The organism is Bradyrhizobium sp. AZCC 2289 (assembly GCF_036924615.1).
In the GTDB taxonomy this organism is placed as follows: domain Bacteria; phylum Pseudomonadota; class Alphaproteobacteria; order Rhizobiales; family Xanthobacteraceae; genus Bradyrhizobium.
In genome coordinates this window covers 10,006,879-10,033,243 of sequence record NZ_JAZHRY010000001.1, presented here as the reverse complement: position 1 = coordinate 10,033,243, position 26,365 = coordinate 10,006,879, and the positions used below count along the sequence as shown (strand labels likewise).

The window sequence follows — 26,365 nt, the reverse complement described above, 5'->3', positions numbered from 1 at the left end:
AGTTTTAAGCCGAAGAGTCCTCGTTGTGACCGGCGCTTCGGTCCGGGGCCATTCGTGGCAAGATTATTTGAACGGTAGTACCCGAGCCGAGCTTGCTTTCAAGCCGGAGCTGTCCCCCCAATCGATCCAAAACGATGCTGTGGACGATATGCAGACCAAGACCACTCGCGCCATCATGTCGGCGCGTTGTAAAAAACGGATCGAAGGCCCGCCTCTCGACGTCGGGAGCCATGCCACAGCCGTCGTCGGCGAACAGAACCTCTACATGCTCGTGCCCGGCCGCGCGAACCGAGACGTCGATGTTCCCCTTGCGGCGACCGGAGAAGGCATGCGTCATTGAATTGACAGCGAGATTGGTCAGGGCCTGACCGAATGGCCCGGGGTAGCTGTCCATGGCAAGATTAGGTTCGCATCGGAGGCTGAGCGCAATGTCGCGGTTTTGCAGCTGCCGCGCAAATTGAGAGAGAACCTGGCCTGCCAGTTCGCTTGCGTCGAAGCTTCGCCGATGGGACTTAGTTTGATCGGGCGCTACTTGCTTGAAGGATTGCACGCGCTCGGCGGCCCGACCGAGATTTGATACCAATTGCGCCGAAGCATCGCCGACAAGTTCCACGAACTCGCTCAGAGTTGAACGCCTGAGATCGCCGCGCGCGACTTCGGCAGCGAACAACTCGGCCTTGCGCTGGAGCGTCGAGGCAACAGTCAGGCTGCTACCGAGTGGACTGTTGATCTCGTGAGCGACACCAGCGACCATTCGGCCAAGCGCGGCAAGTTTTTCAGCTTCGATCAGCGAGCCTTGGATGTCGCGCAAATGCCGAAGGGCCGTCTCGGCGGCGTCCCTGGCGCTCCGGATTTCCCGCTCAGCGCGCTTGCGTTCGGTAATCTCCTCGGCAGCCACATTGACCGCAACGATTTCACCATTTGGCGTTCGCAGTGGATGCCAATAGGTCATCCAGGAGCGGTCCTCGACCTGATCTGCACGTTGTCCCGCGACTTCGATGCCGATGACAGGTTCTCCAGTTTCGATGATCGAACGCACGATCTGCTCGACGGAATCCGCCAGCGCGGGCACGCAGTCTCTGACAAAACGCCCGAGATGACCCTCGACAGATATGCCACAAATCTCGGTAAGGCGCTGGTTGATCTGTAGATATCGGCAGTCACGCGACAGGCAGGCAAGGCCGATTGGGGCGGTGTCATAGATCAGTTGCAGAGCGGGCAATTGTGGGAACAGCATCACCTCCGAAGCAGGCGATGATTTCGGTGTGCTCGTCACCAAACTTCCCCGTGGTTGTTGCGTCAGGCGCATGAGATTAGGACGGGTTCAACAGTCGATTGATCTAGATCAACGATACCCATTGGTTCGGTACCGTCCCAGCTCTCAGCGTTCCGCCAAGCGACTACAGGGGTGAGGCCCGCTTTTTCGGATAACGCGCAGAGATACTAGATTGCTAAAGCGGTTAATAATCACTATTTGCGCTTGTGCTTGTCTGTTGCATTCAGGGAGCCTGCATGCGACCGAGCGCAGGGCGGTATTGATCCTTCATTCGGTCGGTCGGGAGTTCAGACCTTGGAACGAATATGCCAAACAAATACGCGCGGAATTGGATAGGCAGTCTCCGTGGCCGCTGGACGTACGGGAGCATTCGGTTGAAAGCGCTCGCTCAGGCGACTCCAATCCAGAGCTACCTTTTGTTCAATATCTGGGAGCCCTTTATGCCGAGCGTGTCCCGGACCTGATTGTAGCCGTCGGCGCACCCGCCGCCGCATTCGTTCGGCGGCACAGACAGCAGCTCTTTCCAAAAGCGCCAGCCCTGTTTACGGCAAACGACCAGCGCCGGCTCCAGTATTCAGATATTGCCCAGAACGATGCCTTGGTCGCCGTTAGACACGACTTCCGCTTTCTCTTCGAGAGGTTTTTGCGGGTATCGCCATCTACAAAGATTGTAGCCGTAGTAAACGGCAACTCGCCCAATGAATTGTTTTGGCGGAACGAAATTCAGAAGGAATTGAGGCCTTTGGAAGGCCGGGTCGATATCAGATGGTATGATAATCTTTCATTTCAGGACATACTAAAACAAACCGCTAATCTTCCGCCACACTCTGCGATCTTCTGGAACACTATGGTCGTCGATGCAGCAGGCGTGCCATATGAAGGCGACCGGGCTCTAACAACTCTCTATGCCACGGCGAATGCGCCGATTTTTACGCATGATGACTCCTTCTTCGGCAAAGAAATTCTTGGTGGGCCCATGCTGTCAGCGCGAGCGTTGAGCAAGGAAGCGGGCTCCGCTGCCATACGCCTGCTTGGTGGAGAAAAGCCAGACAGCATCATCAGAGTTGAGGGAAATAGTTGCCGATATTCGACGCGACGATCAGCGCGCAGCTGATGTTATCCGGCACCTGCGAACCTTGGTGCCGTCGCGGGGTTGGTAGGAATTGAGTGTGGCGTAGTCTCCGGGGTGATCAACCTCGAATCATCCGGCGTTGAAGCGTCGGACTGGAGACCACGCCATGACGAGCACTACCACGAAGCCTGATTCTTTGCAGCCTGCGGCCGATATGGCCGGCGATCTTTTCGACAATTGGTTTGATCCGCTTGAGGCCGAAGTGCGGGCTCGATCGCGTGAGTTCATCGAAGAACTGCTCCGCGGCGAGCTCGAGGCGGCACTTTCGCGGCCACGTTACGGGCGCATCCCGATGTCCGGCAACGAAGGAAGAGCGAGCGTTGCGGGCCACCGCCACGGCAGCCGGACGCGATCGCTGACCGGCACGTTCGGACCGATCGAGATCGCGGTGCCGCGCGCCCGTCTGACCACTGCCGATGGCAAGACGACCGAATGGAAGAGCCAGACGCTGCGGGCCTATCAGCGGCGCACACTGGCCGCCGACGCGCTGATCGCGAGCACGTATCTCGCTGGCACCAACACGCGGCGGGTGCGTCGCGCGCTCGCGGCCTTGTTCGGCGGGACGGTCGGCAAGGACACGGTGAGCCGGACCTGGCGCAAGGTGAAGAGCGACTGGGACGCCTGGCACACCCGCTCGCTGACTGGAGAGCCGATCGTGCGCCTGATCCTCGACGGCACCGTGGTGCGCGTGCGGCTCGACCGCAAGGCGACCTCCATCTCGCTGCTGGTCGTTCTCGGCGTGCGCGAGGACGGCCAGAAGGTGCTGCTCGCGATCAAGAGCATGGGCGGCGAGAGCGCCGAGGCCTGGCGCACTGTCCTTGCTGACCTCATCAATCGCGGGCTGCGGCGTCCGGAATTCCTCATCGTCGATGGCGCGCCGGGGCTCGACAAGGCCATCGCCTCCGTCTGGGACGGCGTGCCGGTCCAGCGCTGCACGGTCCACAAGCACAGGAACCTGTTCGCACATGCCCCAGAGCGGCTGCATGACGAGATCACCGCTGATTACAACGACATGATCTACGCGACGACGCCTGAGGAGATCGAAGCGCGCCGCAAAGCCTTCATCCGCAAATGGAGGCTCAAGCATCGCGCCGTCGCCGACAGCCTGGAGGAGGCAGGAGAACGCTTGTTCACCTTCACGCGCCTGCCGCCGAGCCAATGGCGCAGCGTGCGCACCACCAATGCAATCGAGCGGCTGCACGAAGAGTTCAAGCGAAGAATCAAGACGCAAACCGTGCTGCCGTCAGCAGACACCGCAGCCATGTTGTTCTGGGCGCTGCTCGCCTCTGGACAGATCAACATGCGCAAGGTCGATGGATGGCAGACGCTCGCCGTAAAGCCTGGCAATCAGCCGATTGACCTCGCAGCCTGAAACGATACCCTCATGTTCCCGGAGAATGCGCCACGCCCAATTCCAACCACTTCTCCGACGGCACCCGAACCTTGCTTAGAAAGTCACCTCTTGAACTCAAGGATATCGATCTCAATGATCCAGCGCGCGAGACTGTTCAGTTTTTCTCGGCGCTCGCCGTTGCGCGAAGCGTCGAGTTCAATAGTTCAGTTGCTCCGATTCCATTGCGGGTTAGAGGTAATCGAGTTCAGATTCAACAGGTCATTCTCAATCTCATTGTGAACGCATTGGACGCGATGTCCAAGATACCTGAGGATCAACGCAGGCTCACGGTTGTTAGCGCGCACGTGGACAGGTTTGCGGAAGTGTCCGTTTCCGACACTGGACCGGGCATTCCGCCCGACAAGCTCAAGGAAATCTTTGATCCATTCTTTTCTACCAAGGAGAAGGGCATGGGCATGGGCCTGTCCATTGCGCGAACCATCGTTGAGGCCCACGGCGGGCAGCTAACGGCAGAGAACCGAGCCGGACGCTGCGCGATGTTTCGCATGAGACTACCAATTGCGGCGCTGCGGAAATGACTGGCTCTGGCCCGTGGCGGAAATGCTGGAGGTCCGCTTTCGTTCCGCGCGACCGGCCGTTCCCGGGCAGGGAAATTAAACACAGCTGCCAAATGCCACCGCTGGAATATATCGGACGCCATGCCGATATCATGACCATCGCAGGTGGTCGGCGATCAGGCCGAACCGGCCCTGCGCAATAAACAGGCAGATTTGATCGCGATTGGCCGGAAAATCCTCAATGATCCCAACTAACCGGCCGATCGGGCGGTGAAACTTGCCGGGGTAGGGCGTCGTGACGAGACCGTAATGGTCCAGGTGGGGTTTGGCCTTGATCCGACCAAAAAGCCGTTGTGTGTTTGGCGTCGCCGGGCGAGGCTGCCGATTCATACGGGTCGAAGCCAAGAATGAAGCCAAGAATAGCGAAAAAATAGCGAGAAGGATCGCGAGCGATGCGCAAGAACATTACCTTTCTGCTTGGCACGGTTACGGGCGCCTGTCTGACCCTTTTCGTCGCCGGACCGCAGGGGGCGCATCTGATCGGAGCCGCCACGGCGGCCGCGCGCGCCGACAACAACACCTACTCGCAGCTCAATCTGTTTGGCGACGTGTTCGAGCGCATCCGCACCGACTATGTCGAGAAGCCCGACGACGGCAAGCTGGTCGAGGGCGCCATCAACGGCATGATCTCTTCGCTCGATCCGCATTCGCGCTACATGAATGAAAAGGGCTGGAGCGACATGCAGGAGACCACCCGCGGCGAGTTCGGCGGGCTCGGTATCGAGGTCACCATGGAAGACGGCTTTGTCAAAGTCGTAGCCCCAATCGACGATACGCCGGCCTCCAAGGCGGGCATCATGTCGGGCGACGTGATCACGCAGATCGACGACGAAGCGATCCAGGGCCTCACGCTCGATCAGGCCGTCAACAAGATGAAGGGCGCGCCGAACAGCCAGACCCGGCTGAAGATCATTCGCAAGGATGCCGATAAGCCGATCGACATCGCGATCACCCGTGAAATCATCCGGGTGCGGCCGGTGCGTTACCACACCGAAGGCGGCGATATCGGCTATGTCAGGATCACCTCCTTCAACGAACAGACCACCGACGGCCTGCGCAAGGCGATCACCGATATTTCGAAAGAAATTCCGCCGGAGAAGCTCGCGGGCTATGTCATCGATCTGCGCAACAATCCGGGCGGGTTGCTCGATCAGGCGGTTTCGGTCACCAGCACCCTGATGCCGCGGGGCGAAGTCGTCTCGACGCGCGGCCGCACGCCCGAGGAAACCCAGCGTTTTACAGCGCGGGGTGGCGATCTGACCAAAGGCAAGCCGCTTGTGGTGCTGATCAATGGCGGCTCCGCGTCCGCGTCCGAGATCGTCGCCGGCGCATTGCACGATCACAAGCGCGCGACCGTGATCGGGACGCGCTCGTTCGGCAAGGGCTCGGTGCAGACCATCATTCCGCTCGGCACCGGCAATGGCGCGCTGGCGCTGACCACCGCGCGCTATTTCACGCCATCAGGCCATTCGATCCAGGCGCTCGGCATCAAGCCTGATATCGAAGTGCTCCAGGACGTGCCGGACGAATTCAAGACCCGCTCCGAGCTCAAGGGCGAGGCCTCGATGCGCGGGCATCTATCGGCCGAAGGGGCCGAGCAGACCGGTTCGCAGTCCTATGTTCCGCCGGAGGAGAAGAACGACAAGGCGCTGATCGCAGCCTTCAACCAGCTTCGCGGCGTCACCGTCAACGCGGATGCGCCGGTATCGCCGAAGCGGCCGATTCCGAACTGAGAGGCTGGTGAAGCTATCTCGGACGTCATCCTGAGGAGCGGCGTCTTCGCCGCGTCTCGAAGGATGGCGGCGAGTCCGTTGTTGCGTCCATCCTTCGAGACGCTTGCTTCGCAAGCTCCTCAGGATGAGGTTTGTACTCTCCGTCGTCCTGAGGTGGCGTAGCGTTTTCGAGCGAAGTGGGTGCCGGTTCGCATAGCAATCAAGTTTACGCAGATTGCGTAGACTTATCTGCGGTAGAAAACGCGTAAAAAAATCGATCAGGCCGTCCGGGCAACGGGTTTGCGTTTTTGCGCCGGGATTGGGTGCGTCGCCGCCGGGTTCTGCTGGTGCGTGAACAGTAGCGGCCTGATCTCGGCCGCGGGTTTTGGCGGGCTGAACAGATAGCCCTGCATCTCCGAACAGCCGAGCGCGCGCAGCAAGTCGCGCTGCTGCTCGGTCTCGACGCCTTCGGCCGTCGTGGTCATGCGGCGTTCGGCGGCGATGTTCACCACCGCCTGCACGATGCAGGAGGACCCTTCCGGCTCGGCGAGGTCGGTGACGAAGCAGCGGTCGATCTTGATCTTGTCGAACGGGAAGCGCTGCAGATAGCTCAGCGAGGAATAGCCGGTGCCGAAATCGTCCAGCGCTATCCTGACGCCGATGGCGCGAAGCTGGTGCAGCACGGCCAGCGCCGCGTCGTCGTCGCGGATCAGGACGGCTTCGGTGATCTCAAGCTCCAGCCGGCTTGCGGCGAGCCCCGACGCCGCCAAGGCCGCGATTACCTTCAGCGCCAGCGTGCCGCTCTTGAACTGGACCGGCGAGACGTTGACGGCGAGCCGGATATGTTCCGGCCAACTGGCGGCTTCCGCGCAAGCCGTGGTCAGCACCCACTCGCCGAGCGGATTGATCAGGCCGGTCTCCTCGGAGATCGGCACGAATTCGGCCGGCGAAATCATGCCGCGCTGCGGATGGCGCCAGCGCAGCAGCGCCTCGCAGCCGGTGATCTCGTTGTTCGCAAGGCCAAGGCAGGGCTGATAATAGACCTCGAAGCCGCCATCCAGGATCGCCTGCCGCAGATCCGTCTCCAGGATGCGACGGGCGCGGACCTGGGCGTCCATTTCCGCTTCGAAGAAGCGATGGGTGCGGCGGCCGGCGGCCTTGGCTGCATACATCGCCAGATCCGCATTCTTAAGTATCTGATCGAGATCGGAACCATCCTGCGGCGCCAGCGCGATGCCGACGCTGGCGTCGGTGGTCACCTGATGACCGTGGCATTCGAACGGGGTGCGGATCGCTTCGAAAATGCGGCCGACGAGCGCGGTGACGTCGGCGGTGTCCTTGACCCCGGTCTGTACGATGGCGAATTCGTCGCCGCCGAGCCGGGCGACGAAATCGGTGTCCTGGATGCAGCGGCCGAGGCTGGCCGCCACCGACTTCAGCAACTCATCGCCGATCATGTGGCCGAGCGAGTCGTTGACGCTCTTGAATTCGTCGATGTCGATATAGAGCACGGCCAATTGCCGGTCCGGCGCGACGTGAGGCAGTTCGCGCTTGAGCTGTTCGTGGAACAAGGTGCGGTTCGGCAAATCGGTCAGCGCGTCGTAATGGGCGAGGTGGGTGATGCGTTCCTCGGCGCGGCGGCGCTCGGTGATGTCCTCGTGGGTCGCCACCCATCCGCCGTCCGCCAGCGGTTCGTTGACGACCTGGACCGAACGCCCATCGGGCGTCGTGATGACCATCGAATTCCGCAGCCCGACGTCGCGCAACACACGTCTGGCATAGCGGTCGACGTCGCCGGTAAACGATCCCGTGTCTCTTCGATGGGTGATCACGTCGCGGAAACTGCAGCCCGGTTTCACGACCGCGGCCGACAATCCGTACATCTCGATATAGCGGTTGTTGCAGATGACGAGGCGTTGCGAGGAATCGAACAGCAGCAGGCCCTGCGTCATGTTGTTGACGGCGGTGTCGAGGCGCTGTTTTTCCAGGGTCAGCCGCTGCTGCGACATCCGGTGCTGCTGCGAAAGCTTGCGGACGACGAGAAACAGCAAGGTGGCGATGGCGAGAACGGAAAGGCCAGCCACGCCGATCAGGATGGCGATCTGTTCGCGCCAGTCGGCCAGCGCCGCCTCGGTGGTCGTCGCCGCGACGATCACGATCGGAAATTTGGTCAGCGCGCGCGAGCAGATGACGCGGGCCTTGCCGTCGATCGGGCTGGTCAGGCGCGACGTGGTTTGGGCTTGCTCGAAGACCTGCTGCTGGCTTGCCGGACCGGTCCTGAAACTCTTGCCGATCATCTCGTCGACATGCGGATACCGGGCGAGCAGCGTGCCGTCGCGGTGGTGCATCGCGATCGTAGCCCCGGGCCCGAGCGCGACAGAGGCGAAAAACTTCTCGAAATTGGCCGGTTCGATGCCTCGGCCGATCACGCCCAGGAATTCGCCGTTCGGTCCGGTGATCTTGCGGGCGATTACCGTGGTCCAGACGCCGGTGATGCGGCTGTAGACCGGCTCGATCAACATCTCCGGCGATTTCGGATCCGACTTGAAGGTCCTGAAATAGGCGCGGTCGGCGACGCTGACGGGCGGGACGGGCCAGGCAGCCGAAGCATTGATCAGGGCGCCGTCGGCGCCGAAGACGTTGATGCCGCCGACATACGCCAGCGCATCCATCTTGGACTTGAGCATCAGATGGATTTCCTCGCTGGACATCCGACGCTTGTAGTTTTCAGTCGTGGCGATCCCGCTGGATCGCATGAACGCGATCAGGTCCTTTTGGACGACCTCGAAATCCTCGAGCTGCTGATCGAAATGGCGGGCGAGCAGCAGCACGGTATTTTCCAGCTCGCGTTCGCTGTTATGCAGCGCGCGCTCGCGGAAATTGCCGGCCATCACGGTCGCGCCGATCGCAATCGCCGCGATCAGCAGCGCACCGCCGAAGATCAGCCATCGGATTGGGCCGCCACGGAGGACGGAGGCGATCTTGAACGAAGCGGTACCGGCTGAAAGCATTGAAGGAAATCGCTGCCAGAAATTCACAACCGGAAGCAGATTTCTCACACCCCGGACCCATGCGATGGATACCGCGCCGAGATGGAATTGAAGTTAGCAAGCCTGGTTAACGAAACGTTAGCCAGGTGACGGCTGCGCCCGGCAACGTCCGAACTGAAGAGTGCAAGGGAACTCGGCGCGTGGATGTCGCGGCGCGGGCTATTGTCGACGGGCGCCAAAATCACATCGGCGATGTTCGAGACGGCGCTTGAGCTGCGCGCACTGGTTCGCGACTACCTGCAACGTGATCCGGTCGAACGGAGCAAGGACAGGGACGCCATCCGTTCGCTGAACAAGGCGCTGAAGCTGTTTCCGCTTGTCGTGGAAGCGGGGGGTGACGGTAGCATGCTGCTCAAGGCGGCGCGCGAAGATGCCCTGGCGGGATTGTCGCCGATCGTGGCGCAATTCTACGACGGTTCCAGAAACGGAACCCTGGACCGCCTGAAAATGTGCGCGTCCGAGGAATGCCGCCGCGTGTTCTTCGACCGGTCGAAACCCGCAACCCGGCGATGGTGCGTGTCATCGCTGTGCGGGAACCGGATGAAGACGAGAAGCTATCGGGAACGGCAACGCGCCGGATGATCTTCATCCCCCGGCTTTTGCCGGGCCTCAGCACCAGGTTTGCGACGAAATAATCGAAGGCGGGTCACGATCGTCGATCGGCGATCACTCGCAAATCTACGCCGCGTCGTGTGCGCGAAAGCATGTCGTCACTGCACGCGGACCGCCGATGAATCGGAGCGGTGTATCCGCGATCGCTTTCCGGCGACGCCGACGGTCTGACCGCCGGACCATGTGCGGTTGTTCTGTCCCAGGCGGCTGCGATATTCGAGGCTGTTGGGATTGCCCGGGCCCATGTTCTGGCAATTGGCGTCGGGATAGTACTGCGCACAATAGCCGGGCTCGTAGATGACAGCCTGCGCCATCGCCGGCAGGGCGAGCACCGAAAAAACCGTGGCTGCACCGAGAAGCCTGAATAGCCGCATCGCGTTTCTCCGCATGAAGGTGACAAGAGGATAACACCGCGCGCCGGTGCTTACGTCCGGATCGTCCCGTCACACCCCCGTGATGGGTCTTGCCTAGGCGCGGTAGTGCCCCGACTTGCCGCCCTTTTTCTCGACGAGATGAATGCCCTCGATGCGAACGCCGCGCTCCACCGCCTTGATCATGTCGTAGATGGTCAGGCACGCGACCGACACCGCCGTCAGCGCTTCCATCTCGACGCCGGTCGGGCCGGTGACCTTGACCGTGGCGCGGACCAGGCAGCCGGGCAATTTCCTGTCCGGGGTAATGTCCAGCGTGACCTTCGACAGCGCCAGCGGGTGGCACAGCGGGATCAGATCCGACGTGCGCTTCGCGGCCATGATGCCGGCGATGCGCGCGGCACCCAGCACGTCGCCCTTCTTGGCGTTGCCGGAAACGATCAGTTCGAGCGTCGCCTTGCTCATGACGACACAGCCTTCGGCGACCGCCATTCGTTCGGTCGCGGGTTTGGCCGAGACGTCGACCATCCGCGCTTCGCCGGACGCATCGATATGGGTGAGGGCGGATCCGCCTTTGGACGATTTTCGGGCCATCTTCTTCTAGCGCGTTCCGGTCGCGCGGGGGGTCTCGGCACGGGACAGCAAGGCGCGCGTTGCCGCGGCGACATCGGCCTGACGCATCAGGCTTTCGCCGACCAGGAAGGTCGACATGCCGACGCGCTTGAGCCGCGCGAGATCGGCGGGCGCGAAGATGCCGCTTTCGCCGACCATCAGCCGGTCGCGCGGAATCAGCGGCGCCAGCGCCTCGCTGGTCGCAAGCGAGGTCTCGAAGGTGCGGAGATTGCGGTTGTTGACGCCGATCATCGGCGAGCGAAGTTTCAGCGCCCGATCGAGTTCGGCGCGGTCGTGGATTTCGATCAGCACGTCCATGCCATGCGCAATCGCCGCGTCTTCGAGGTCCTTGGCGGCGGCATCGTCGAGGGCTGCCATGATGATCAGGATGCAGTCGGCGCCGTGGGCGCGCGCCTCGACCACCTGATAGGTGTCGAACATGAAATCCTTGCGCAGCACCGGCAGATTGGTCGCCGCGCGCGCCGCGACCATGAAATCAAGATGGCCCTGGAACGACGGCGTATCCGTCAGCACCGACAAGCACGCCGCCCCGCCGGCCTCATACGCCTTTGCCAGCACCGGCGGATCGAAATCGGCGCGGATCAGCCCCTTCGAGGGCGATGCCTTCTTCACCTCGGCAATCAGCGCGTAGTCGCCGCGCGCGAGTTTTTCACGGATCGCGCGCACGAAACCGCGCGGCGGTGGCGCCGTCTTCGCGAGCGCCTCCAGGTTGGCCAGCGGATGCGCGCGCCTGGCGGCGGCGATCTCTTCGCGCTTGTAGGTCTCGATCTTGCTCAGGATATCGGACATGTCAGCGCTCCCGCGGGTCAGGCGTTGGAAACCGCGATCAGGTGCTTGAGACGCGCCGCAGCCGCACCGCTGTCGAGCGATTTGCCGCCGATCGCAACGCCTTCCTTCAGATCCTTGGCGCGGCCGGCCACGATCAGCGCCGCCGCGGCGTTCAAGAGTGCCACGTCGCGATAGGCGCTCGGCTTGCCATTGAGCACGCTTTGCAGCGCCACCGCGTTGGCATCGGCGTCGCCGCCTTTCAGCGCCTCGCCGCCGACGCGCGTAAGCCCTGCGTCGTCCGGTGTCACCTCGAAGGTGCGAATGTTGCCGTTCTCGAGGCTGGCCACGAAGCTCGGGCCGGTGAGGGTGATCTCGTCGAGCCCGTCGGAACCGTGCACCACCCAGACGGATTCGGAGCCGAGATTCTTCAGCACCTGCGCCAGCGGTTGCACCCAATGCCTGGAAAACACGCCGACCATTTGCCGTTTGACGCCGGCCGGATTGGAGAGCGGCCCGAGCAGATTGAAGATCGTGCGCGTAGCGAGTTCGACCCGGGTCGGGCCGACATTCTTCATGGCGGGATGATGCGTGGGCGCGAACATGAAGCCGATGCCGGCTTCCCGCACGCAGCGGCCGACGTGTCCGGGCGTAAGGTCGATCTTGACGCCGAGTGAAGCCAATACGTCAGCTGCGCCCGAGCGCGACGACAGCGCGCGGTTGCCGTGTTTGGCGACGGGTACGCCGGCGCCCGCGACGATGAAGGAGGCGCAGGTCGACACGTTGACCGAGCCGGAGCCATCGCCGCCGGTGCCGACCACGTCGACCGCCTCGGCGGGTGCTTCGACGCGCAGCATCTTGCCGCGCATCGCCGATACCGCGCCGGTGATCTCGTCGACGGTTTCGCCGCGCACCCGCAGCGCCATCAGCAACCCGCCCATCTGCGAGGGCGTGGCCTCGCCGGACATCATGCTGTCGAAGGCGGACGCCGCCTCCTCGCGCGACAGCGTGGCGCCGGTGGCGACTTTCCCGATGATAGATTTGAGGTCGTCCATCGCGTGCTTTCAGGATTGGGTGGGGGCATGACCCGTTCGGATCATGCTCAGTTGTTCGCGCCCGTCACCTGTGCGAAGGCGGCCTGGTTGATGGTGGTGCCGATCTCGGATTCCAGCTTCGTGACATATTGCGCAAGCTGTTCATCGGTCAGCCCGCGCACCAGCGTTTCCTTCAGCTTCTTCACGTCGTCCGAGGCGGCATCGACCGGCGGTACGCTGATATCGGTGACGCGGAATACGATCCACTCGCTGCCGCCGGCGCCGGGGGTTTGGCCGACGCCGTCCTTGGCCGTGCGAAATGCCGCCGTCACCACGCTTGCGGGGACGCCGGGCAGGGATGCATCGCGCCGGAAACCGGCTGCGGTTTCGACCTTCGACCCCACTGCCGCCGCTTCCTCGGCCAGCGTGCCGCCATGCTCGAGCTTCTCGACCATTTCGGTCGCCTTGGCCCGCAGCTTGGTCGAGATCTGGTCATCGCGCCAGCGCGCCTCGACCTGATCCTTGACCTCGTCGAGCGTGCGCTCGCGCGACTGCGTGATGCCGAGCACGTCGTACCAGACATAGCCGCCGCCGAACTGGATCGGGTCGTTGTCGACGCCGACATCGCTGTTGAAGGCCTGCGAGACCACGTCGAGGCCGCGCGGAATATTGGCCACCAGCTGACCGTTGGGCATACGGCCGGAACGATCGACCGCGTCGATCGTGACGGCGGCCAATCCAAGCTTCTGCGCCGCTTCGACCACGCTGGCGCCACCGCCGCGCTCGTCTTCCATCTTGTTGTGAAGTTCGGCGACCTTCGCGCGCGCGCGTTCGGTCGCGATTTCCTTCTTCAGCTGGGCAGCGAAGCTCTCATAGGTGGGCGTCACGCCGGGCTCGATCTTGCCGATCTTGACCAGCGCCACGCCGAACTGGCCTTGCACCGGCTGGCTCACCTCGCCGGAAGGCAGCGAAAACGCAGCCTCCGCAACGGCAGGATCGATGATCGCGGATTTCGCGATCATGCCGAGGTCGACGTCGGATACGTTGAGGTTGCGCTCCTTGGCCAGATCGTCGAACGACAATCCGGACGTGATGCGTCCGCGCGCCGCCAGCGCTTCCTCGGCGTTGGGAAACACCATTTGCGACACTTCGCGCCGTTCCGGCGTTCCGAGTTTGTCGCGCCGCTGCTCGAACGCCTTCTTGGCATCCTCGTCGGAAACATCGGCCCATTTACCGATCTCTTCCGGGTTGATCACGACGAAGGAAAGCTTGCGGTATTCGGGGGCCCGGAACTGGGTCTTGTGGTCGTCGAAATAGGCCGCGAGCGTCTCGGGAGAGGGCGGATCGATTTGGCCTGCCTGCGCAGTGTCGAGCTTGATATATTCGACCGAGCGCTGTTCGTTCTGGAAGCGCGTCAGCGCATCGATCAGCACCTTCGGCGGTTCGAGGCCGGCCGAAATGGTACCGGCGATCTGACGCCGCAGCGCCACCCTCCGTTGCTCGGCGAGATAACGCTGCTCGGTGTAACCGAACTGCCGGATCATGGACTGGAAGCGGGCCGGTTCGAACGTGCCGTTAAGTCCCTTGAAGTTGGGATCGTTGTAGATCGTCCGCATGACCTCGGCGTCGGACTGACCGAGCCCCATGCGGCGGGCTTCCTCGTCGAGCGCGGCCTCGGCAATGGTTTGTTGCAGCACCTGGCGGTCAAGCCCGAAGGCGCGGGCCTGGTCCATGGTCAGGGGGCGGCCGAACTGGCGGCCCAGCTGCTGCAGCTTGTCGGTATAGATCTGACGGAATTGCTCGGCCGAAATCTCGGTCCGGCCGATCTTGGCCAGCGTCGACTGGCCGAATCCCCGGAAGATGTCGGCGATGCCCCAGACTCCGAAGCTCACGATCAAGACGCCCATCACGGTGGCCATGATGATCTTGCCGAGCCAGTTTGATGAGGCTTTCCGCATTCCTCGAAGCATGGGTCCAACTTGTTTTGCAGGAGGGGAACCGGGTCGTGCCCAAAGGCGGATTCGGGTTCGAATTCCGCAACAGGGCGTCACCGAGTTGATAACGCATCATAAAGTGGCAGCCGCCCGGTCGCAACCTCAGCGGGGTGGCCCAATTGAAGCAGTTAACGACTTGAGGGATCGTATCGCCGGTGTCTGGAACTGATCGCTGCGCTCTGCTAGCGCATGCGGGCCCAATATTCGCGGGAATTTGACATGACCGATACCATCCGGCCGCTGATCGCCGGCAACTGGAAAATGAACGGCCTAACGGCCTCTTTGGCCGAATTCGACGCCATGTGCGCGGGCGCCGCCGCGCTCGAGGGGAAAGCCGATTTGCTGGTCTGTCCCCCGGCGACCCTGATCGCTGCCTTCGCCGCCAAGGCGCGGGGCTCAAAGCTCGCGGTCGGTGCGCAGGATTGCCATCCCAAGGCCTCCGGCGCCCACACCGGCGATCTTTCGGCCGAAATGCTGGCGGATGTCGGGGCCGGCGCCATCATCGTCGGCCATTCCGAGCGGCGGGCCGACCACGGCGAAACCGACGCGCTGGTTCGGCAGAAGGCTGAGGCGGCCTGGCGCGCGGGCCTCACCGCCATCGTCTGCATCGGCGAAACCCGCGCGCAACGCGATGCCGGGCAGACGCTCGATATTTGCGGCGGCCAGCTCAAGGGCTCGCTGCCGGACGCGGCGACCGCGGCCAATCTGGTGGTGGCCTACGAGCCGGTCTGGGCGATCGGCACCGGGCTGACCCCCACGGCCAAAGATGTCGAGCAAGTTCATCGGTTTATCCGGGATGTTCTGGTAGCTCGCTTTAACGACGAGGGGGCTAGGGTCCGGATCCTCTATGGCGGCTCGGTAAAGCCCTCGAACGCGGCCGAATTGATGGGGGTTGCCAACGTCAACGGCGCCCTGGTCGGCGGCGCCAGCCTGAAAGCGGCCGATTTCCTTGCGATCGCAGCTGGCTGCCCTTAGTTACAGCATGATCCGGAAAAGTGGTCGCCGCTTTTCCGAAAGATCATGCTCAAACATAAGGATAGGGCGCGATCGGGGGTGACAATGCCCGGTCCGATCGTGTAACACCGCGCAACTTCAGGAAAACCCGCAAGCCTTCATGTGCAGCCGGAACCGGCGCTCTCGGCTTGCGATGGAAGGTTTTAAGATGCAGACCGTCGTTATCGTCATTCACCTCATGATCGTCGCCGTGCTGATCGGCTCCGTGTTGCTGCAGAAATCCGAAGGCGGCGGCCTCGGCATGGGTGGAGGCGCGGGCTTTATGTCGAGCCGCGGCACGGCCAATCTGTTGAGCCGGACCACCGCCGTCCTGGCGGCAGGCTTCTTTGCGACCAGCTTGTTTTTGGCCTGGATCGCAGGCGGTGATCGCAAGCCGGCCTCGATTCTCGGTAACCCCCCGGCGTCGCAATCCCAGCCGGCCGGCGGCGCGACCCCGATCACGCCACCGACCTCTGGCGGCGTCCTGGATTCGCTGAAGAAGGTGGATGAGCAGCAGGGCCAGCCGGCGCCATCGGGCCCACAGGCCCCGCGTTCGCAATAAAGCAGGGTGGCTATGCAGGATGGCGTCTACCGTCCCGCATCAGAACTTCCCATCAATGCCCTGATATTGCTTTAGATTTCACGTCACCCACAGCCCGACAGAATGTTCGCCGCTGGCTGCGATTCGTTTTGGCGAATCGGCCCAGTGGCCTTAAAGGTTAAGCCCCATGGCGCGGTACATATTCATCACCGGCGGCGTGGTTTCTTCGCTCGGAAAGGGTCTGGCTTCAGCGGCACTTGGTGCCCTGCTGCAGGCCCGCGGGTACAAGGTCCGGCTCCGCAAACTCGATCCCTATCTCAACCTCGATCCCGGAACGATGTCGCCCTACCAGCACGGCGAAGTGTTCGTGACTGACGACGGCGCCGAGACCGATCTCGATCTCGGCCACTACGAGCGCTTTACCGGACGGCCCGCCACCAAGGCCGACAACATCACCACCGGGCGCATTTATCAGGACATCATCACCAAGGAACGCCGCGGCGACTATCTCGGCGCCACCATCCAGGTGGTCCCGCACGTCACCAACGCGATCAAGGAATTCGTGCTCTCCGGCAACGACGACTACGATTTCGTGCTGGTCGAGATCGGCGGCACCGTCGGCGACATCGAGGGCCTGCCGTTCTTCGAGGCGATCCGCCAGCTCAAGAACGATCTGCCGCGCGAGCATGCCATCTACATTCATCTGACGCTGTTGCCGTTCATCCCGAGCGCCGGCGAATTGAAGACAAAGCCGACCCAGCACTCGGTCAAGGAACTGCGCTCGATCGGCATCCAGCCGGATATCCTTTTGTGCCGCACCGACCGCGAGATTCCGAAGGAAGAGCGGCGCAAGCTCGGCCTGTTCTGCAACGTGCGCGAAAGTGCCGTGATCGAGGCCCGCGACGTCGACAACATCTACGCGGTGCCCGAGGCCTACCACGCCGCCGGTCTCGACGACGAGGTGCTGGCCGCGTTCGGCATCACCCCGAAAATTCCGCCGGCGCTGCAGAGTTGGAACGTGATCAACGAGCGGGTGCGCAACCCCGAGGGTGCTGTGACCATCGCCATCGTCGGCAAATACACCGGCATGAAGGACGCCTATAAATCGCTGATCGAGGCGCTGTCGCATGGCGGCATCGCCAACAAGGTGAAGGTCAATCTCGACTGGATCGAGAGCGAGGTGTTCGAGAACGAGGACCCGGCGCCGTTCCTCGAACACGTCAACGGCATTCTGGTGCCCGGCGGCTTTGGCCAGCGTGGCGCCGAAGGCAAGATCCGCGCGGCGCAGTTCGCCCGCGAGCGCGACGTGCCGTATTTCGGCATCTGCTTCGGCATGCAGATGGCGGTCATTGAGGCCGCGCGCAATCTGGTCGGCATCGAGGAAGCCAATTCCACTGAGTTCGGCCCGACGAAAGAGCCGCTGGTCGGCCTGATGACGGAATGGCTGCGCGGCAACGAACTCGAGAAGCGCTCGAGGTCCGGTGATCTCGGCGGCACGATGCGGCTCGGGGCCTATCCGGCCGAGCTCAAGCGCGGCAGCCGGGTGTCGGAAGTCTATGGCGGCGCCACCGAGATTTCCGAGCGCCACCGTCACCGATATGAGGTCAACACCGCCTACAAGGACCGGCTCGAACAGCACGGCCTGCGGTTTTCAGGCCTGTCGCCCGACGGCGTGTTGCCGGAGATCGTCGAATATGAGGACCATCCCTGGTTCATCGGCGTGCAATTCCATCCGGAACTGAAGTCGCGCCCGTTCGAACCGCACCCGCTGTTCGCGTCGTTCATTCAGGCCGCGATGGCGCAAAGCCGGCTGGTGTAAGAGGCTCCCCGAAGCGATCCGTGGCGCGGATCTGCCGCGTCATTTGTCGCGTTGCTCCTCGCAATGACGATGCGGGGCAGTCATGCGCGCCAAGCCGCAGGACGTGCTCGATCCGGCCAAGACAGCCTCCCAACCACCCGCTATAAACGCCGCGCAAGAAAAGGGAGGACCACCAATGATCTACGAAACCCGCGTCTACCGTTGCCTGCCGGGCCGTTTGCCGGCGCTGCTCAAGCGCTTTGAAACCATCACCCTGAAACTTTGGGAAAAGCACGGCATCAAGCAGGCCGGTTTCTTCACCACGCTGGTCGGCGAATCCAATCAGGAATTGACCTATCTTTTGGCATGGGAATCGCTCGCCGATCGCGAGAAGAAGTGGGCTGCGTTCCAAAGCGACCCCGACTGGATCGCGGCGCGCGCCAAGACCGAGGAAGACGGCCAGATCGTCGGCAATATCGTCAATCAATTGCTGGTGCCGACGTCCTTCTCCTCAGTGAAGTGACTGGTAGCGCAACCCTGATATTCGGGGCTTAAACAGAGTTGATCCCAGAGCATTTTCTGACAAGAAAATGCTCCCGGTTTTTGGTTTTGCGCGTATTCTTGTCGCAAAACCGGTGCCCACTTTTGCGGAATACGCGCCAGGCGCGGACCGGCATGGTCCGCGCGAGGCAAGAAGGAAATACCCTTGAACACAAACATCTCTGCGGAACCGGTGGTGACGGCTGGCGCGGTCAAATTCGGCAACGATCTGCCGATTTCGATCATCGCCGGTCCGTGCCAGCTCGAGAGCCGCGCGCATGCGCTGGAAGTTGCGGGTGCGCTGAAGGAGATCGCGGCGCGGCTCGGAATAGGGCTGGTCTACAAGACCTCCTTCGACAAGGCCAACCGCACCAGCGTTTCCGCCGCGCGCGGCATCGGGTTAAAGCAGGCGTTGCCGATTTTTGCGGAGATACGCGGCTCGCTCGGTCTGCCCGTCCTCACCGACGTGCACGAGGCCTCGCAATGCGCCGAGGTGGCGCAGGCGGTGGATGTCCTGCAGATTCCGGCCTTCCTGTGCCGGCAGACCGATTTGCTGCTGGCGGCGGCCGCGACCGGCAAGGTCGTCAACGTCAAGAAGGGGCAGTTTTTGGCGCCGTGGGACATGGCCAATGTCGTCGCCAAGATCACCGGCGCCAACAATCCCAACGTGCTGGTCACCGAGCGCGGCGCGTCGTTCGGCTACAACACGCTGGTCTCGGACATGCGGGCGCTGCCGATCCTGGCGCGAACAACTAATGCGCCGGTCATTTTCGATGCCACCCATTCGGTGCAACAGCCCGGCGGGAAGGGGACCTCATCGGGCGGCGAGCGCGAATTCGTCCCGGTGCTGGCCCGCGCCGCGGTCGCGGTCGGGGTTGCCGGTGTGTTCATCGAAACCCATCCCGATCCCGATTCCGCGCCGTCCGACGGCCCCAACATGGTGCCGCTGCGCGAATTCGAAGGTCTGGTGCGGACCTTGATGGGGTTCGACGCGCTCGCCAAGAACCTTAGCAAGCACGCAGCGCGTTGATGGCGCGGATATTGCCGTGACCGCGTCGAGCCGCCTGCCGCCGGCGCTGAATATCATTACGCTCGCAACCTTTGCCGCCAGCCTGTCGGCCCGCGCGCTCGATCCGGTTTTGCCGCATGTCGCCGACGACTTCGGCGTGACCATCGCGGCCGCCGCAAGCTTCGCCGCCGTGTTCGCCTTCACCTTTGCCATCATCCAGCCGGTGCTCGGCGCCACCGCCGATCTGTTCGGCAAGGCGCGGCTGATGATCGTCTGTCTCGTGCTGCTCGGCCTCGCCAATATCCTGGGCGCGATGGCGACGTCGTTCCCGCTGTTGTTTGCGACCCGTGTTCTCGCCGGCATCGGCTCCGGCGGCGTGTTTCCGATCGCGCTTGGGTTGACCAGCGATCTGGTCGGCCCCGAGAAGCGCCAGATCGCGATCGGGCGCACGCTGATGGGCTCGATGACGGGCAATCTGCTCGGTGCCTCGGCTTCCGGCCTGATCGGCGATTTCCTGGGCTGGCGCGGCGTGCTCGCCGTGCTTGGTGCCCTGGTCATAGTGGCGGCGATTGCCGTGGCCGCCGGGTTTCGAAACGCCGCCATGACGCGTCCGCCCCGCACCAGCCTGTCGGCGCTCAGGCACGGCTACCGCACGATCTTCACCAACCCGAATGCGCGCGTTTGCTACTCGGCGGTCTTCATCGAGGGCTGCTGCGTGCTCGGGCTGTTTCCGTTCTTAGCGGCGTTCCTGTTCGAACTCGGCGAAACCTCGCTCTCGATCGCCGGCATCGTGATCGCCGGATTTGCCATCGGCGGGTTGTTCTACACCTTGACCGTCTCGCGGTTCCTGCCGCGGCTCGGCGTCAAGGGCATGATGTTCGCGGGCGCGACGCTGGTCGCCCTGCAACTCGTCGCCGTGGCGCTCGGTCCGCAATGGAAACTTCAAATGCTGAGCCTACTCTTCATGGGCTGGGGCTTCTACATGATCCATGGCTGCTTGCAGGTGTTTGCCAGCGAGCTGTCGGTGGAGGCGCGCGCGACTGCGCTGTCGCTGCATTCGTTCTTCTTTTTCATGGGCCAGACCGTCGGCCCCATCGCGTATGGTTTCGGCATCCAGCATGCCGGCAAAGGGCCGACCTTGCTTATGGCGGCCGCGGTGATGATCGTGCTGGGATTCGTCTGCGCACGGCTATTGCGGCAGACGCGGCCGGCGGATGCCGCAACGACCTAGTCGGCGCGCCCATTGCCGGGAGTCGGGGCAAACGATAACCGTCCGTTCACCATGCGGGCAAATCCCGGCTTCCCTTTCGGCAATCTCCGGCGCGCCTCAAGCTCCCTTACACTTTTAGCGCCTAGTCCTCGTTAGAGCAGAAGCTGTCATCGCAGCCCGCCGGGGCGCGCGCGTAAGAGTAGTTAGTAAAGCGTATGAGTACCGCACGCATTTTTGTCCTGATGGCCGCGCTCAGCGCCGGCGGCGTCGCGGCCTATCTTGAGCAATCGGAGACGCGCGCGCCCGCGCGCCAAACGAGCACGTCGTCGCTGGCGCTGCGCGGCATTGCCGACGTCAACACGGTTGAGAACGGATCCGACAATCAAACCCCGAAGCGGGGTGGCAGCATCAGCGTGGTTCGCTACGACGTATCAGGCTCGACGACGACACAGAAGTGGCAAGGACGTTCGATATGAAATGCAGGGCAAATCAACAGGTGACGCGAACATTTTGGATCCGTGCCCTGTCGTTTTCGGCCGTCGCCGCACTGGCGCTCAGTCCGGCGCTGTCGCCGGTCATTGCGGCCGATTCCGATATCCATCCGACGGCGTCGGTCGCCGCCGCCAAGACCCGCTTTCTTGCGCTCGGCATCGGCAAATCGGTGATCATCGATCTGCCGCGCGACGTCAAGGACGTGCTGGTCGCCGACCCGAAGATCGCCAACGCGGTCGTCCGCTCGGCACAGCGCGCCTACATCATTGGTGCGGCGGTCGGGCAGACCAACGTCGTGTTCTTCGATGCCGATGGCGGGCAGGTGGCGGCCTATGACATCGCGGTCAAGCGCGATCTCAACGGCGTGCGCACCGCATTGAAGCAAATGCTGCCCGCCGCGGTAATCCAGGCCGAAGGCGTCGGCGACAGCGTCATGCTGACCGGCTCGGTATCCAGCCCGGTCGAGGCCCAGCAGGCGGGCGATCTCGTCGCGCGTCTGGTGGGCGGCGCCGACAAGGTCGTCAACTCCATCGTCGTCCGCGGCCGCGATCAGGTGACGCTCAAGGTCACCGTCGCGGAAGTGCGGCGGGACATCATCAAGCAATTGGGCGTCGATCTCAGCGCCAGCATGAATTACGGCACCGCGGCGGTCGTTTTCAACAATACCAATCCGTTCACCGCAAACAATGCTCCGCTGGTCTCCGGCAACGGGTTGACCGCGGCGGCCCTGAACAAGGCCGGTCTGCCATCGGTCACCGCTACCTTGCGCGCGATGGAGAGCGCGGGCGTGTCCCGGACGCTGGCGGAACCAAATTTGACGGCCATCTCCGGCGAGTCCGCTACATTTATTTCGGGCGGCGAATTTCCAATTCCGACTGGCGTAACCTGCCAGACGACGACCGCGGGCGCGATCGGACAATGCGTCCAGACCGTTGCTTTCAAGAAATTCGGCATCTCGCTCAACTTCACGCCGGTGGTGCTGACCGAGGGACGGATCAGCCTGCGCGTGATGACCGAAGTGTCGGAAGTCTCGACCGAAAACTCTTTGACCGGCGGTGCTAATGGATCGACGATTCCCTCGATCAAGACCCGGCGTGCGGAAACCACGCTGGAAATCCCGTCCGGCGGCTCGATCGCGATGGCCGGCCTGATCCAGGAACAGACCAAGCAGGCCGTCAACGGAATGCCCGGCATCGACTCGTTGCCGATTTTCGGCGCGCTGTTCAGGAGCCAGGACTTCATCAACAACCAGACCGAATTGATGGTGATCGTGACGCCCTATGTGGTGCGGGCGGTTGCCCAGAAGGAGTTGTCACGCCCCGATGACGGGTTTGCGCCCGCGTCGGATTCCCAATCGGCATTGCTGGCCCAGGTCAACCGGATCTACGGCGTTGCCGCCCGCGTCGAGCCCGTTGGGCTCTATCACGGCAACTTTGGCTTCATCATTGACTGAGACGGGGCGGCCTTGGCCGATGCGGGATGGGGAGAGAACAATGACAAACAGAACGCCGGTGGGTCGCTACCGAACGCTGCGCCTGCTGTGTACTCTGGCCGGGCTCTCAGTCGTGCTGGGGGCATGCAACTATACGACCGGTGAAGTCGTCACCGCGAGCGTTCCCAACGATTACCGTCAGCGTCATCCGATCGCGATAACGGAGACCAACCGCTCGGTCGTGATCTTCGTCGGCCAGGCCCGCGGCGGTCTGACCGTGCCGCAACGTTCCGACGTCATGGGGCTGGCACGGACCTGGGTCAGCGAAGGCACCGGTGCGATTGTGGCCGACGTGCCGGTCGACACGGCGAACGCCAGGGCTGCTGCGGCGGCCTTCCGGGAAGCTCAGGGGATCCTTGCGGCTGGCGGCGTGCCGGCGAGCGCGATCAAGTTGCGTCACTACCATCCCGACGACATCAGAACATTGCCGACGATCCGGTTGAGCTATCCAAGGATTGCGGCGGTTGCCGGCCCTTGCGGCCTGTGGCCGGAGGATCTCGGTCCTTCGATCAATGACCCCAGCTACGGTGAAAACAAGGACTATTACAATTTCGGCTGCGCGAACCAGCGCAATCTTGCGGCGATGATCGACAATCCGTCGGACCTCGTGCAGCCGCGATCTGAAACCCCCGCCTATACCCCGCGGCGCGCCGAAGCATTCGAGAAGTACCGCAAGGGCGAAACAACCACGACCACGTATCCCGAAGCCGAAAAGGCCAAACTCAGCGACACAGGCAAATGAGCAGCCGCGCCAGTCAAAACTCCGAAGACCAACTCGACGTCACGCCGCACGCCGACGATTACATCGCGCCGGCGCCCCGCGTATCGGTGCAGGCCTTCTGCACGTCCGATTCGACCGCGGCGGCGGCGCGAGGGGCGTCCGAAGACCGCCGCCTCGCCAAGGCCCATCTGTCGGTCCATATGGGCGGCATCGAAGCCGCGATCGAGACCTATCACAAGGCGCCGACGCCCAACGTCATCATCCTGGAAACCGAGGGCGGCCACGACATCCTTGCCGGCCTCGATGAACTCGCGACCGTCTGCGATCCCGGCACCCGTGTCGTCGTGATCGGCAGCGCCAGCGATGTCGCGCCGTATCGCGAACTGGTGCGCCGCGGCGTCAATGACTACGTCATCGGGCCGGTCGTGGTCCTCGATGTGGTGCGTTCGATCTGCAGCCTGTTCTCGGCGTCCGAGGCGGTCGCGGTCGGCCGGATGATCGCCGTCGTCGGCGCCAAAGGCGGCGTCGGCGCGTCCACCATCGCGCACAATGTGGCTTGGGCGATCGCGCGCGATCTCGCGCTGGATTCCGTCGTCATCGATCTCGACCTCGCGTTCGGCACCGCCAGCCTCGACTACAATCAGGATCCGGTGCAGGGGATTGCGAACGCGGTATTCTCGCCCGATCGGCTCGATACTTCCTATATGGAACGCCTGCTGGCGAAATGCTCCGACCGGCTCAGCCTGCTGTCCGCGCCGGCCACGCTCGATCAGGTCTACGACTTCGGCGCCGACGCCTTCGACTCGATCTTCGACACACTGCGCATGACGACGCCCTGCATCGTGCTCGACGTCCCCCATCAATGGACGGCGTGGACCCGGCGCGCGCTGATCGGCGCGGATGACATCCTGATCGTCGCCGAGCCTGATCTCGCCAATATGCGCAATGCCAAGAACATGATGACCTTGCTGAAGGCGTCGCGGCCCAACGACAAGCCGCCGCTCTATTGTCTCAACCAGGTCGGCATGGCCAAGCGCCCCGAAATCGAGGTGCGCGCCTTCGCCAAGACCATCGAGACCCAGCCCATCGCCGCCATTCCCTTCGATTCGCGACTGTTCGGCACCGCTGCCAACAACGGCCAGATGATCGCGGAAATCGCCGCCAACCACCGCACCACGAAGATGTTCCTGCAGATGGCGCAGCGGATGACGGGCCGCGCAGAGACCAAAAAGCCGCGCAGCTCGCTGCTGTCGCCGATCATGCCGATCCTCAAGAAGATGCGGGGAGGCCGCGGGCGTTCGTAAGGGCATGATCCCGAAAAAGCCTGCCCCGCACTTGATGCGGGGTGGACACCGCTTTTCGGAATAGATCATGCCCAAACAAATATTTGGTTAGAGTCTGATTCAGCGTCGCTGAAACAGACTCCAAGGGCAGGGGCTATTCGGCAGCGCAGGCCGCTGCCGGTCTCCATTGCCATTGCTTCGGGATCAGTCCGCGTGTGCGGCAGCCGCGACCGGTATTTTATCCCCGTCCGCGTGTGCATGCTCTTTCCGGGACAATAATTGCTTCAAGGCCGCGACCCTCGCGGCGGCTTCCTCGGGCGGCAGATCGGCCTTAACGAGGCCTTCGGCCTCGGCAACGCGGCCCTGCAGACCCACCACGAAAGCCAGATTGGTCCGGATCCGCTGATCCGCCCCCGCCTGGCCATGGGCGCGGCGCAAGGTCTCCTCCGCCTTCGGCAGGTCTTTGGAAAGGACGTAGGACAGGCCGAGATTGGACAGCACGGCGGGTTCGTCGGGCACGATGTTCAACGCGCTCGCATAATACTGCCGTGCTTCCTCGTAGCGGCCGAGCTGATCGAGCACGGCGCCCTGAGCCGAGAGGATTCGCCAGTCGGGATCTTCTGGGGAGTGGGCGCGGCCGAGCACGTCGAAAGCCTGCTGGAAATTGCCGTTGTCCGCGAGCGCCCGCCCGTAACCGGCGAGAAGCGCCTTGCTGCCCGGATTGGCGATCGTGGCCTGTTCGAGCACGGCGACCGCCTGGGCGCGCTGTCCGGTGGCGCGGAGCGCCTTGCCATATTCGAGCGCCGCGTCGACGTCCTTGGGGTTGGCGCGAAAGCGATCGCGATAGAAACCCACCTCGCGCCGCGGCTCGGCGGGGCGGCTTGATTCGGTTTGGTCGCCCAGCGACCCCGTGATGTCGGACGGGCCCGCCGTCTGGCAGCTGCAAAGCCCCAGCGCCACGACCGCGGACGATCCTATGAATGTAATGAGCCTCGCGAAGCGAGGCGGCGGGAGCAACTGCCGGAGCATGTAATCTGACCTGTAGTCGGCGACTGGTCAGGAATGCTTACAGCTTAACCCTAAGTTCAGGTTAAGCAGGGGCCTAGCCGCCGGTCACGGAGCCATCCGGGCCCGCCGCCCGGTGCAGGCGGCGGGCCCGCGGGCCAGGCACGTTAGCCGGCCTCAGTGCTCCGACAGGGCTTTTCGCTCTAACCGACGAATTCGGCGCCGAATTCGAAGCCGATCCGCCAACGCAACTTGCATTGGCGGGGATGGCCCGTCGAAAGGATGAGGGTGAATTCAGACGGAATTTCGGGATAATCGGCAATGACCTTGACGCCGCCGTCCGAGATGTCCGTGATCGTGCAGTCGCGCGGCAACGAGCCGGTCCCGAACTGGATTTTCGCGAGCTTTTTGCAAAGCTGACGTTCGCTTCTTCGTCGATTTGCTAACATGTCGATCCTTCGCCGCTGTCCGATCATGCCTCGTCCGGCACTCCAGCCACTTTTACAGAACAACTATTGGCGCCTGTTTAGCGGGACCGCTCGCAATTTAAGCGATGTTTCCGAGTTCTCTTTGAGTCCGTTTAACCGATCTCGATCGGGGACCGTTCCCGGCGCGGTCGACGAGGGATGTCGCCGCGCCGTGAACTCAGACCCGGGTCAGTTCGAGTGGCCGAGCGATTGATTGCTCGTCTCAGAGAAGCGTAACGTTGACTAGCGGGATCGAGGAGGCGG

At 62.9% G+C, this 26,365-nt stretch carries 25 protein-coding genes; 15 read left to right on the top strand and 10 right to left on the bottom strand.

All coding sequences use genetic code 11. The features are described from left to right. Positions 1 to 4 precede the first annotated feature (4 nt). Positions 5 to 1,276 carry an ATP-binding protein gene (locus V1289_RS47210; RefSeq protein WP_334406537.1) on the bottom strand — a complete coding sequence of 424 codons (1,272 nt, stop codon included), beginning with the start codon at positions 1,274 to 1,276 and terminating at the stop codon, positions 5 to 7. 259 nt (positions 1,277 to 1,535) lie between these two features. On the opposite strand from V1289_RS47210, the gene V1289_RS47205 reads away from it, so the two are divergent. The 3 genes from V1289_RS47205 (at position 1,536) to V1289_RS47195 (ending at position 4,340) form a co-directional block, all read left to right on the top strand. Next, entirely contained in the window at positions 1,536 to 2,390 is an 855-nt protein-coding gene (locus V1289_RS47205) for a hypothetical protein (protein WP_334406535.1), read from the top strand. Positions 2,391 to 2,562: 172 nt separating this feature from the next. Then, complete coding sequence (locus tag V1289_RS47200) at positions 2,563 to 3,780, top strand: IS256 family transposase (protein WP_334407198.1); 1,218 nt, start codon at positions 2,563 to 2,565, stop codon at positions 3,778 to 3,780. Positions 3,781 to 3,851: 71 nt separating this feature from the next. Next, positions 3,852 to 4,340, top strand: coding sequence for a sensor histidine kinase (locus V1289_RS47195; protein WP_334406533.1), 489 nt, complete (start codon positions 3,852 to 3,854; stop codon positions 4,338 to 4,340). Positions 4,341 to 4,469: 129 nt separating this feature from the next. Here V1289_RS47195 and V1289_RS47190 read toward each other — a convergent pair whose 3' ends face one another. Continuing rightward, entirely contained in the window at positions 4,470 to 4,724 is a 255-nt protein-coding gene (locus V1289_RS47190; RefSeq protein WP_334406531.1) for a hypothetical protein, read from the bottom strand. Positions 4,725 to 4,771: 47 nt separating this feature from the next. On the opposite strand from V1289_RS47190, the gene V1289_RS47185 reads away from it, so the two are divergent. Then, the gene (locus V1289_RS47185) at positions 4,772 to 6,112 is read left to right on the top strand and encodes a S41 family peptidase (protein WP_334406529.1); all 1,341 of its coding nucleotides are present in this window, start codon (positions 4,772 to 4,774) and stop codon (positions 6,110 to 6,112) included. A gap of 257 nt (positions 6,113 to 6,369) precedes the next feature. On the opposite strand, the gene V1289_RS47180 is transcribed toward V1289_RS47185, so the two are convergent. Beyond that, a complete protein-coding gene (locus V1289_RS47180) occupies positions 6,370 to 9,102 on the bottom strand; it encodes a bifunctional diguanylate cyclase/phosphodiesterase (protein ID WP_334406527.1) in 2,733 nt (910 codons plus the stop codon). 132 nt (positions 9,103 to 9,234) lie between these two features. Here V1289_RS47180 and V1289_RS47175 point away from each other — a divergent pair, with 132 nt between their 5' ends. Further along, entirely contained in the window at positions 9,235 to 9,723 is a 489-nt protein-coding gene (locus V1289_RS47175; protein ID WP_334407948.1) for a CGNR zinc finger domain-containing protein, read from the top strand. A gap of 128 nt (positions 9,724 to 9,851) precedes the next feature. Here V1289_RS47175 and V1289_RS47170 read toward each other — a convergent pair whose 3' ends face one another. The 5 genes from V1289_RS47170 to V1289_RS47150 form a co-directional block, all read right to left on the bottom strand. Next, entirely contained in the window at positions 9,852 to 10,127 is a 276-nt protein-coding gene (locus V1289_RS47170; protein WP_334406525.1) for a hypothetical protein, read from the bottom strand. Between the two features lie 93 nt (positions 10,128 to 10,220). Next, complete coding sequence (gene moaC / locus V1289_RS47165) at positions 10,221 to 10,718, bottom strand: cyclic pyranopterin monophosphate synthase MoaC (RefSeq protein ID WP_309177176.1); 498 nt, start codon at positions 10,716 to 10,718, stop codon at positions 10,221 to 10,223. Between the two features lie 6 nt (positions 10,719 to 10,724). Beyond that, positions 10,725 to 11,546 (bottom strand): indole-3-glycerol phosphate synthase TrpC, encoded by an 822-nt coding sequence (gene trpC, locus V1289_RS47160; protein ID WP_334406523.1) that lies wholly within the window; start codon positions 11,544 to 11,546, stop codon positions 10,725 to 10,727. A gap of 17 nt (positions 11,547 to 11,563) precedes the next feature. Further along, positions 11,564 to 12,577 carry an anthranilate phosphoribosyltransferase gene (trpD, locus tag V1289_RS47155; RefSeq protein ID WP_334406521.1) on the bottom strand — a complete coding sequence of 338 codons (1,014 nt, stop codon included), beginning with the start codon at positions 12,575 to 12,577 and terminating at the stop codon, positions 11,564 to 11,566. Positions 12,578 to 12,624: 47 nt separating this feature from the next. Beyond that, positions 12,625 to 14,526, bottom strand: coding sequence for a peptidylprolyl isomerase (locus V1289_RS47150; RefSeq protein WP_334406519.1), 1,902 nt, complete (start codon positions 14,524 to 14,526; stop codon positions 12,625 to 12,627). 243 nt (positions 14,527 to 14,769) lie between these two features. On the opposite strand from V1289_RS47150, the gene tpiA reads away from it, so the two are divergent. From tpiA to V1289_RS47100, 10 genes are all read left to right on the top strand, one after another. After that, positions 14,770 to 15,525 carry a triose-phosphate isomerase gene (tpiA, locus tag V1289_RS47145; RefSeq protein WP_334406517.1) on the top strand — a complete coding sequence of 252 codons (756 nt, stop codon included), beginning with the start codon at positions 14,770 to 14,772 and terminating at the stop codon, positions 15,523 to 15,525. Positions 15,526 to 15,712: 187 nt separating this feature from the next. Next, complete coding sequence (gene secG, locus V1289_RS47140) at positions 15,713 to 16,105, top strand: preprotein translocase subunit SecG (RefSeq protein ID WP_334406515.1); 393 nt, start codon at positions 15,713 to 15,715, stop codon at positions 16,103 to 16,105. Positions 16,106 to 16,271: 166 nt separating this feature from the next. Further along, positions 16,272 to 17,903: a CTP synthase gene (locus V1289_RS47135; RefSeq protein WP_074276578.1), complete on the top strand. Its 1,632-nt coding sequence runs from the start codon at positions 16,272 to 16,274 to the stop codon at positions 17,901 to 17,903. Positions 17,904 to 18,078: 175 nt separating this feature from the next. Further along, complete coding sequence (locus tag V1289_RS47130; RefSeq protein WP_334406513.1) at positions 18,079 to 18,405, top strand: NIPSNAP family protein; 327 nt, start codon at positions 18,079 to 18,081, stop codon at positions 18,403 to 18,405. Positions 18,406 to 18,588: 183 nt separating this feature from the next. Beyond that, complete coding sequence (gene kdsA, locus V1289_RS47125; RefSeq protein WP_334406511.1) at positions 18,589 to 19,452, top strand: 3-deoxy-8-phosphooctulonate synthase; 864 nt, start codon at positions 18,589 to 18,591, stop codon at positions 19,450 to 19,452. A 16-nt stretch (positions 19,453 to 19,468) separates the two neighbouring features. Beyond that, positions 19,469 to 20,662: an MFS transporter gene (locus tag V1289_RS47120; RefSeq protein WP_334406510.1), complete on the top strand. Its 1,194-nt coding sequence runs from the start codon at positions 19,469 to 19,471 to the stop codon at positions 20,660 to 20,662. 194 nt (positions 20,663 to 20,856) lie between these two features. Continuing rightward, on the top strand, positions 20,857 to 21,117 hold the full coding sequence (locus V1289_RS47115) for a hypothetical protein (RefSeq protein WP_334406508.1): 261 nt from the start codon (positions 20,857 to 20,859) through the stop codon (positions 21,115 to 21,117). Then, the gene (locus V1289_RS47110; protein ID WP_334406506.1) at positions 21,114 to 22,586 is read left to right on the top strand and encodes a type II and III secretion system protein family protein; all 1,473 of its coding nucleotides are present in this window, start codon (positions 21,114 to 21,116) and stop codon (positions 22,584 to 22,586) included. Before V1289_RS47115 ends, V1289_RS47110 begins: the two co-directional genes overlap by 4 nt. 40 nt (positions 22,587 to 22,626) lie before the next feature. Next, the gene (locus V1289_RS47105) at positions 22,627 to 23,367 is read left to right on the top strand and encodes a CpaD family pilus assembly protein (RefSeq protein ID WP_334406504.1); all 741 of its coding nucleotides are present in this window, start codon (positions 22,627 to 22,629) and stop codon (positions 23,365 to 23,367) included. Next, positions 23,364 to 24,650: an AAA family ATPase gene (locus V1289_RS47100; RefSeq protein ID WP_334406502.1), complete on the top strand. Its 1,287-nt coding sequence runs from the start codon at positions 23,364 to 23,366 to the stop codon at positions 24,648 to 24,650. The genes V1289_RS47105 and V1289_RS47100 overlap by 4 nt, the downstream gene beginning before the upstream one ends. A gap of 183 nt (positions 24,651 to 24,833) precedes the next feature. Here V1289_RS47100 and V1289_RS47095 read toward each other — a convergent pair whose 3' ends face one another. Together V1289_RS47095 and V1289_RS47090 are read right to left on the bottom strand one after the other, a co-directional pair. After that, a complete protein-coding gene (locus V1289_RS47095) occupies positions 24,834 to 25,658 on the bottom strand; it encodes a tetratricopeptide repeat protein (protein ID WP_334406500.1) in 825 nt (274 codons plus the stop codon). 179 nt (positions 25,659 to 25,837) lie between these two features. Next, positions 25,838 to 26,083, bottom strand: a complete 246-nt coding sequence (locus tag V1289_RS47090; RefSeq protein ID WP_074278617.1) for a PilZ domain-containing protein — start codon at positions 26,081 to 26,083, stop codon at positions 25,838 to 25,840. Between the last annotated feature and the right edge of the window lie 282 nt (positions 26,084 to 26,365).

Excerpts from the sequence above, each read along its gene's own strand:
- V1289_RS47110 (WP_334406506.1), top strand. The coding sequence starts at position 21,114 with ATGAAATGCAGGGCAAATCAACAGGTGACGCGAACATTTTGGATCCGT.
- V1289_RS47200 (WP_334407198.1), top strand. The coding sequence starts at position 2,563 with ATGGCCGGCGATCTTTTCGACAATTGGTTTGATCCGCTTGAGGCCGAA.
- V1289_RS47185 (WP_334406529.1), top strand. The coding sequence starts at position 4,772 with ATGCGCAAGAACATTACCTTTCTGCTTGGCACGGTTACGGGCGCCTGT.
- V1289_RS47115 (WP_334406508.1), top strand. The coding sequence starts at position 20,857 with ATGAGTACCGCACGCATTTTTGTCCTGATGGCCGCGCTCAGCGCCGGC.
- trpD (WP_334406521.1), bottom strand. The coding sequence starts at position 12,577 with ATGGACGACCTCAAATCTATCATCGGGAAAGTCGCCACCGGCGCCACG.
- moaC (WP_309177176.1), bottom strand. The coding sequence starts at position 10,718 with ATGGCCCGAAAATCGTCCAAAGGCGGATCCGCCCTCACCCATATCGAT.
- V1289_RS47090 (WP_074278617.1), bottom strand. The coding sequence starts at position 26,083 with ATGTTAGCAAATCGACGAAGAAGCGAACGTCAGCTTTGCAAAAAGCTC.
- trpC (WP_334406523.1), bottom strand. The coding sequence starts at position 11,546 with ATGTCCGATATCCTGAGCAAGATCGAGACCTACAAGCGCGAAGAGATC.
- tpiA (WP_334406517.1), top strand. The coding sequence starts at position 14,770 with ATGACCGATACCATCCGGCCGCTGATCGCCGGCAACTGGAAAATGAAC.
- V1289_RS47100 (WP_334406502.1), top strand. The coding sequence starts at position 23,364 with ATGAGCAGCCGCGCCAGTCAAAACTCCGAAGACCAACTCGACGTCACG.
- V1289_RS47150 (WP_334406519.1), bottom strand. The coding sequence starts at position 14,526 with ATGCTTCGAGGAATGCGGAAAGCCTCATCAAACTGGCTCGGCAAGATC.
- V1289_RS47105 (WP_334406504.1), top strand. The coding sequence starts at position 22,627 with ATGACAAACAGAACGCCGGTGGGTCGCTACCGAACGCTGCGCCTGCTG.
- V1289_RS47130 (WP_334406513.1), top strand. The coding sequence starts at position 18,079 with ATGATCTACGAAACCCGCGTCTACCGTTGCCTGCCGGGCCGTTTGCCG.
- V1289_RS47135 (WP_074276578.1), top strand. The coding sequence starts at position 16,272 with ATGGCGCGGTACATATTCATCACCGGCGGCGTGGTTTCTTCGCTCGGA.
- V1289_RS47095 (WP_334406500.1), bottom strand. The coding sequence starts at position 25,658 with ATGCTCCGGCAGTTGCTCCCGCCGCCTCGCTTCGCGAGGCTCATTACA.
- V1289_RS47180 (WP_334406527.1), bottom strand. The coding sequence starts at position 9,102 with ATGCTTTCAGCCGGTACCGCTTCGTTCAAGATCGCCTCCGTCCTCCGT.
- V1289_RS47170 (WP_334406525.1), bottom strand. The coding sequence starts at position 10,127 with ATGCGGCTATTCAGGCTTCTCGGTGCAGCCACGGTTTTTTCGGTGCTC.
- secG (WP_334406515.1), top strand. The coding sequence starts at position 15,713 with ATGCAGACCGTCGTTATCGTCATTCACCTCATGATCGTCGCCGTGCTG.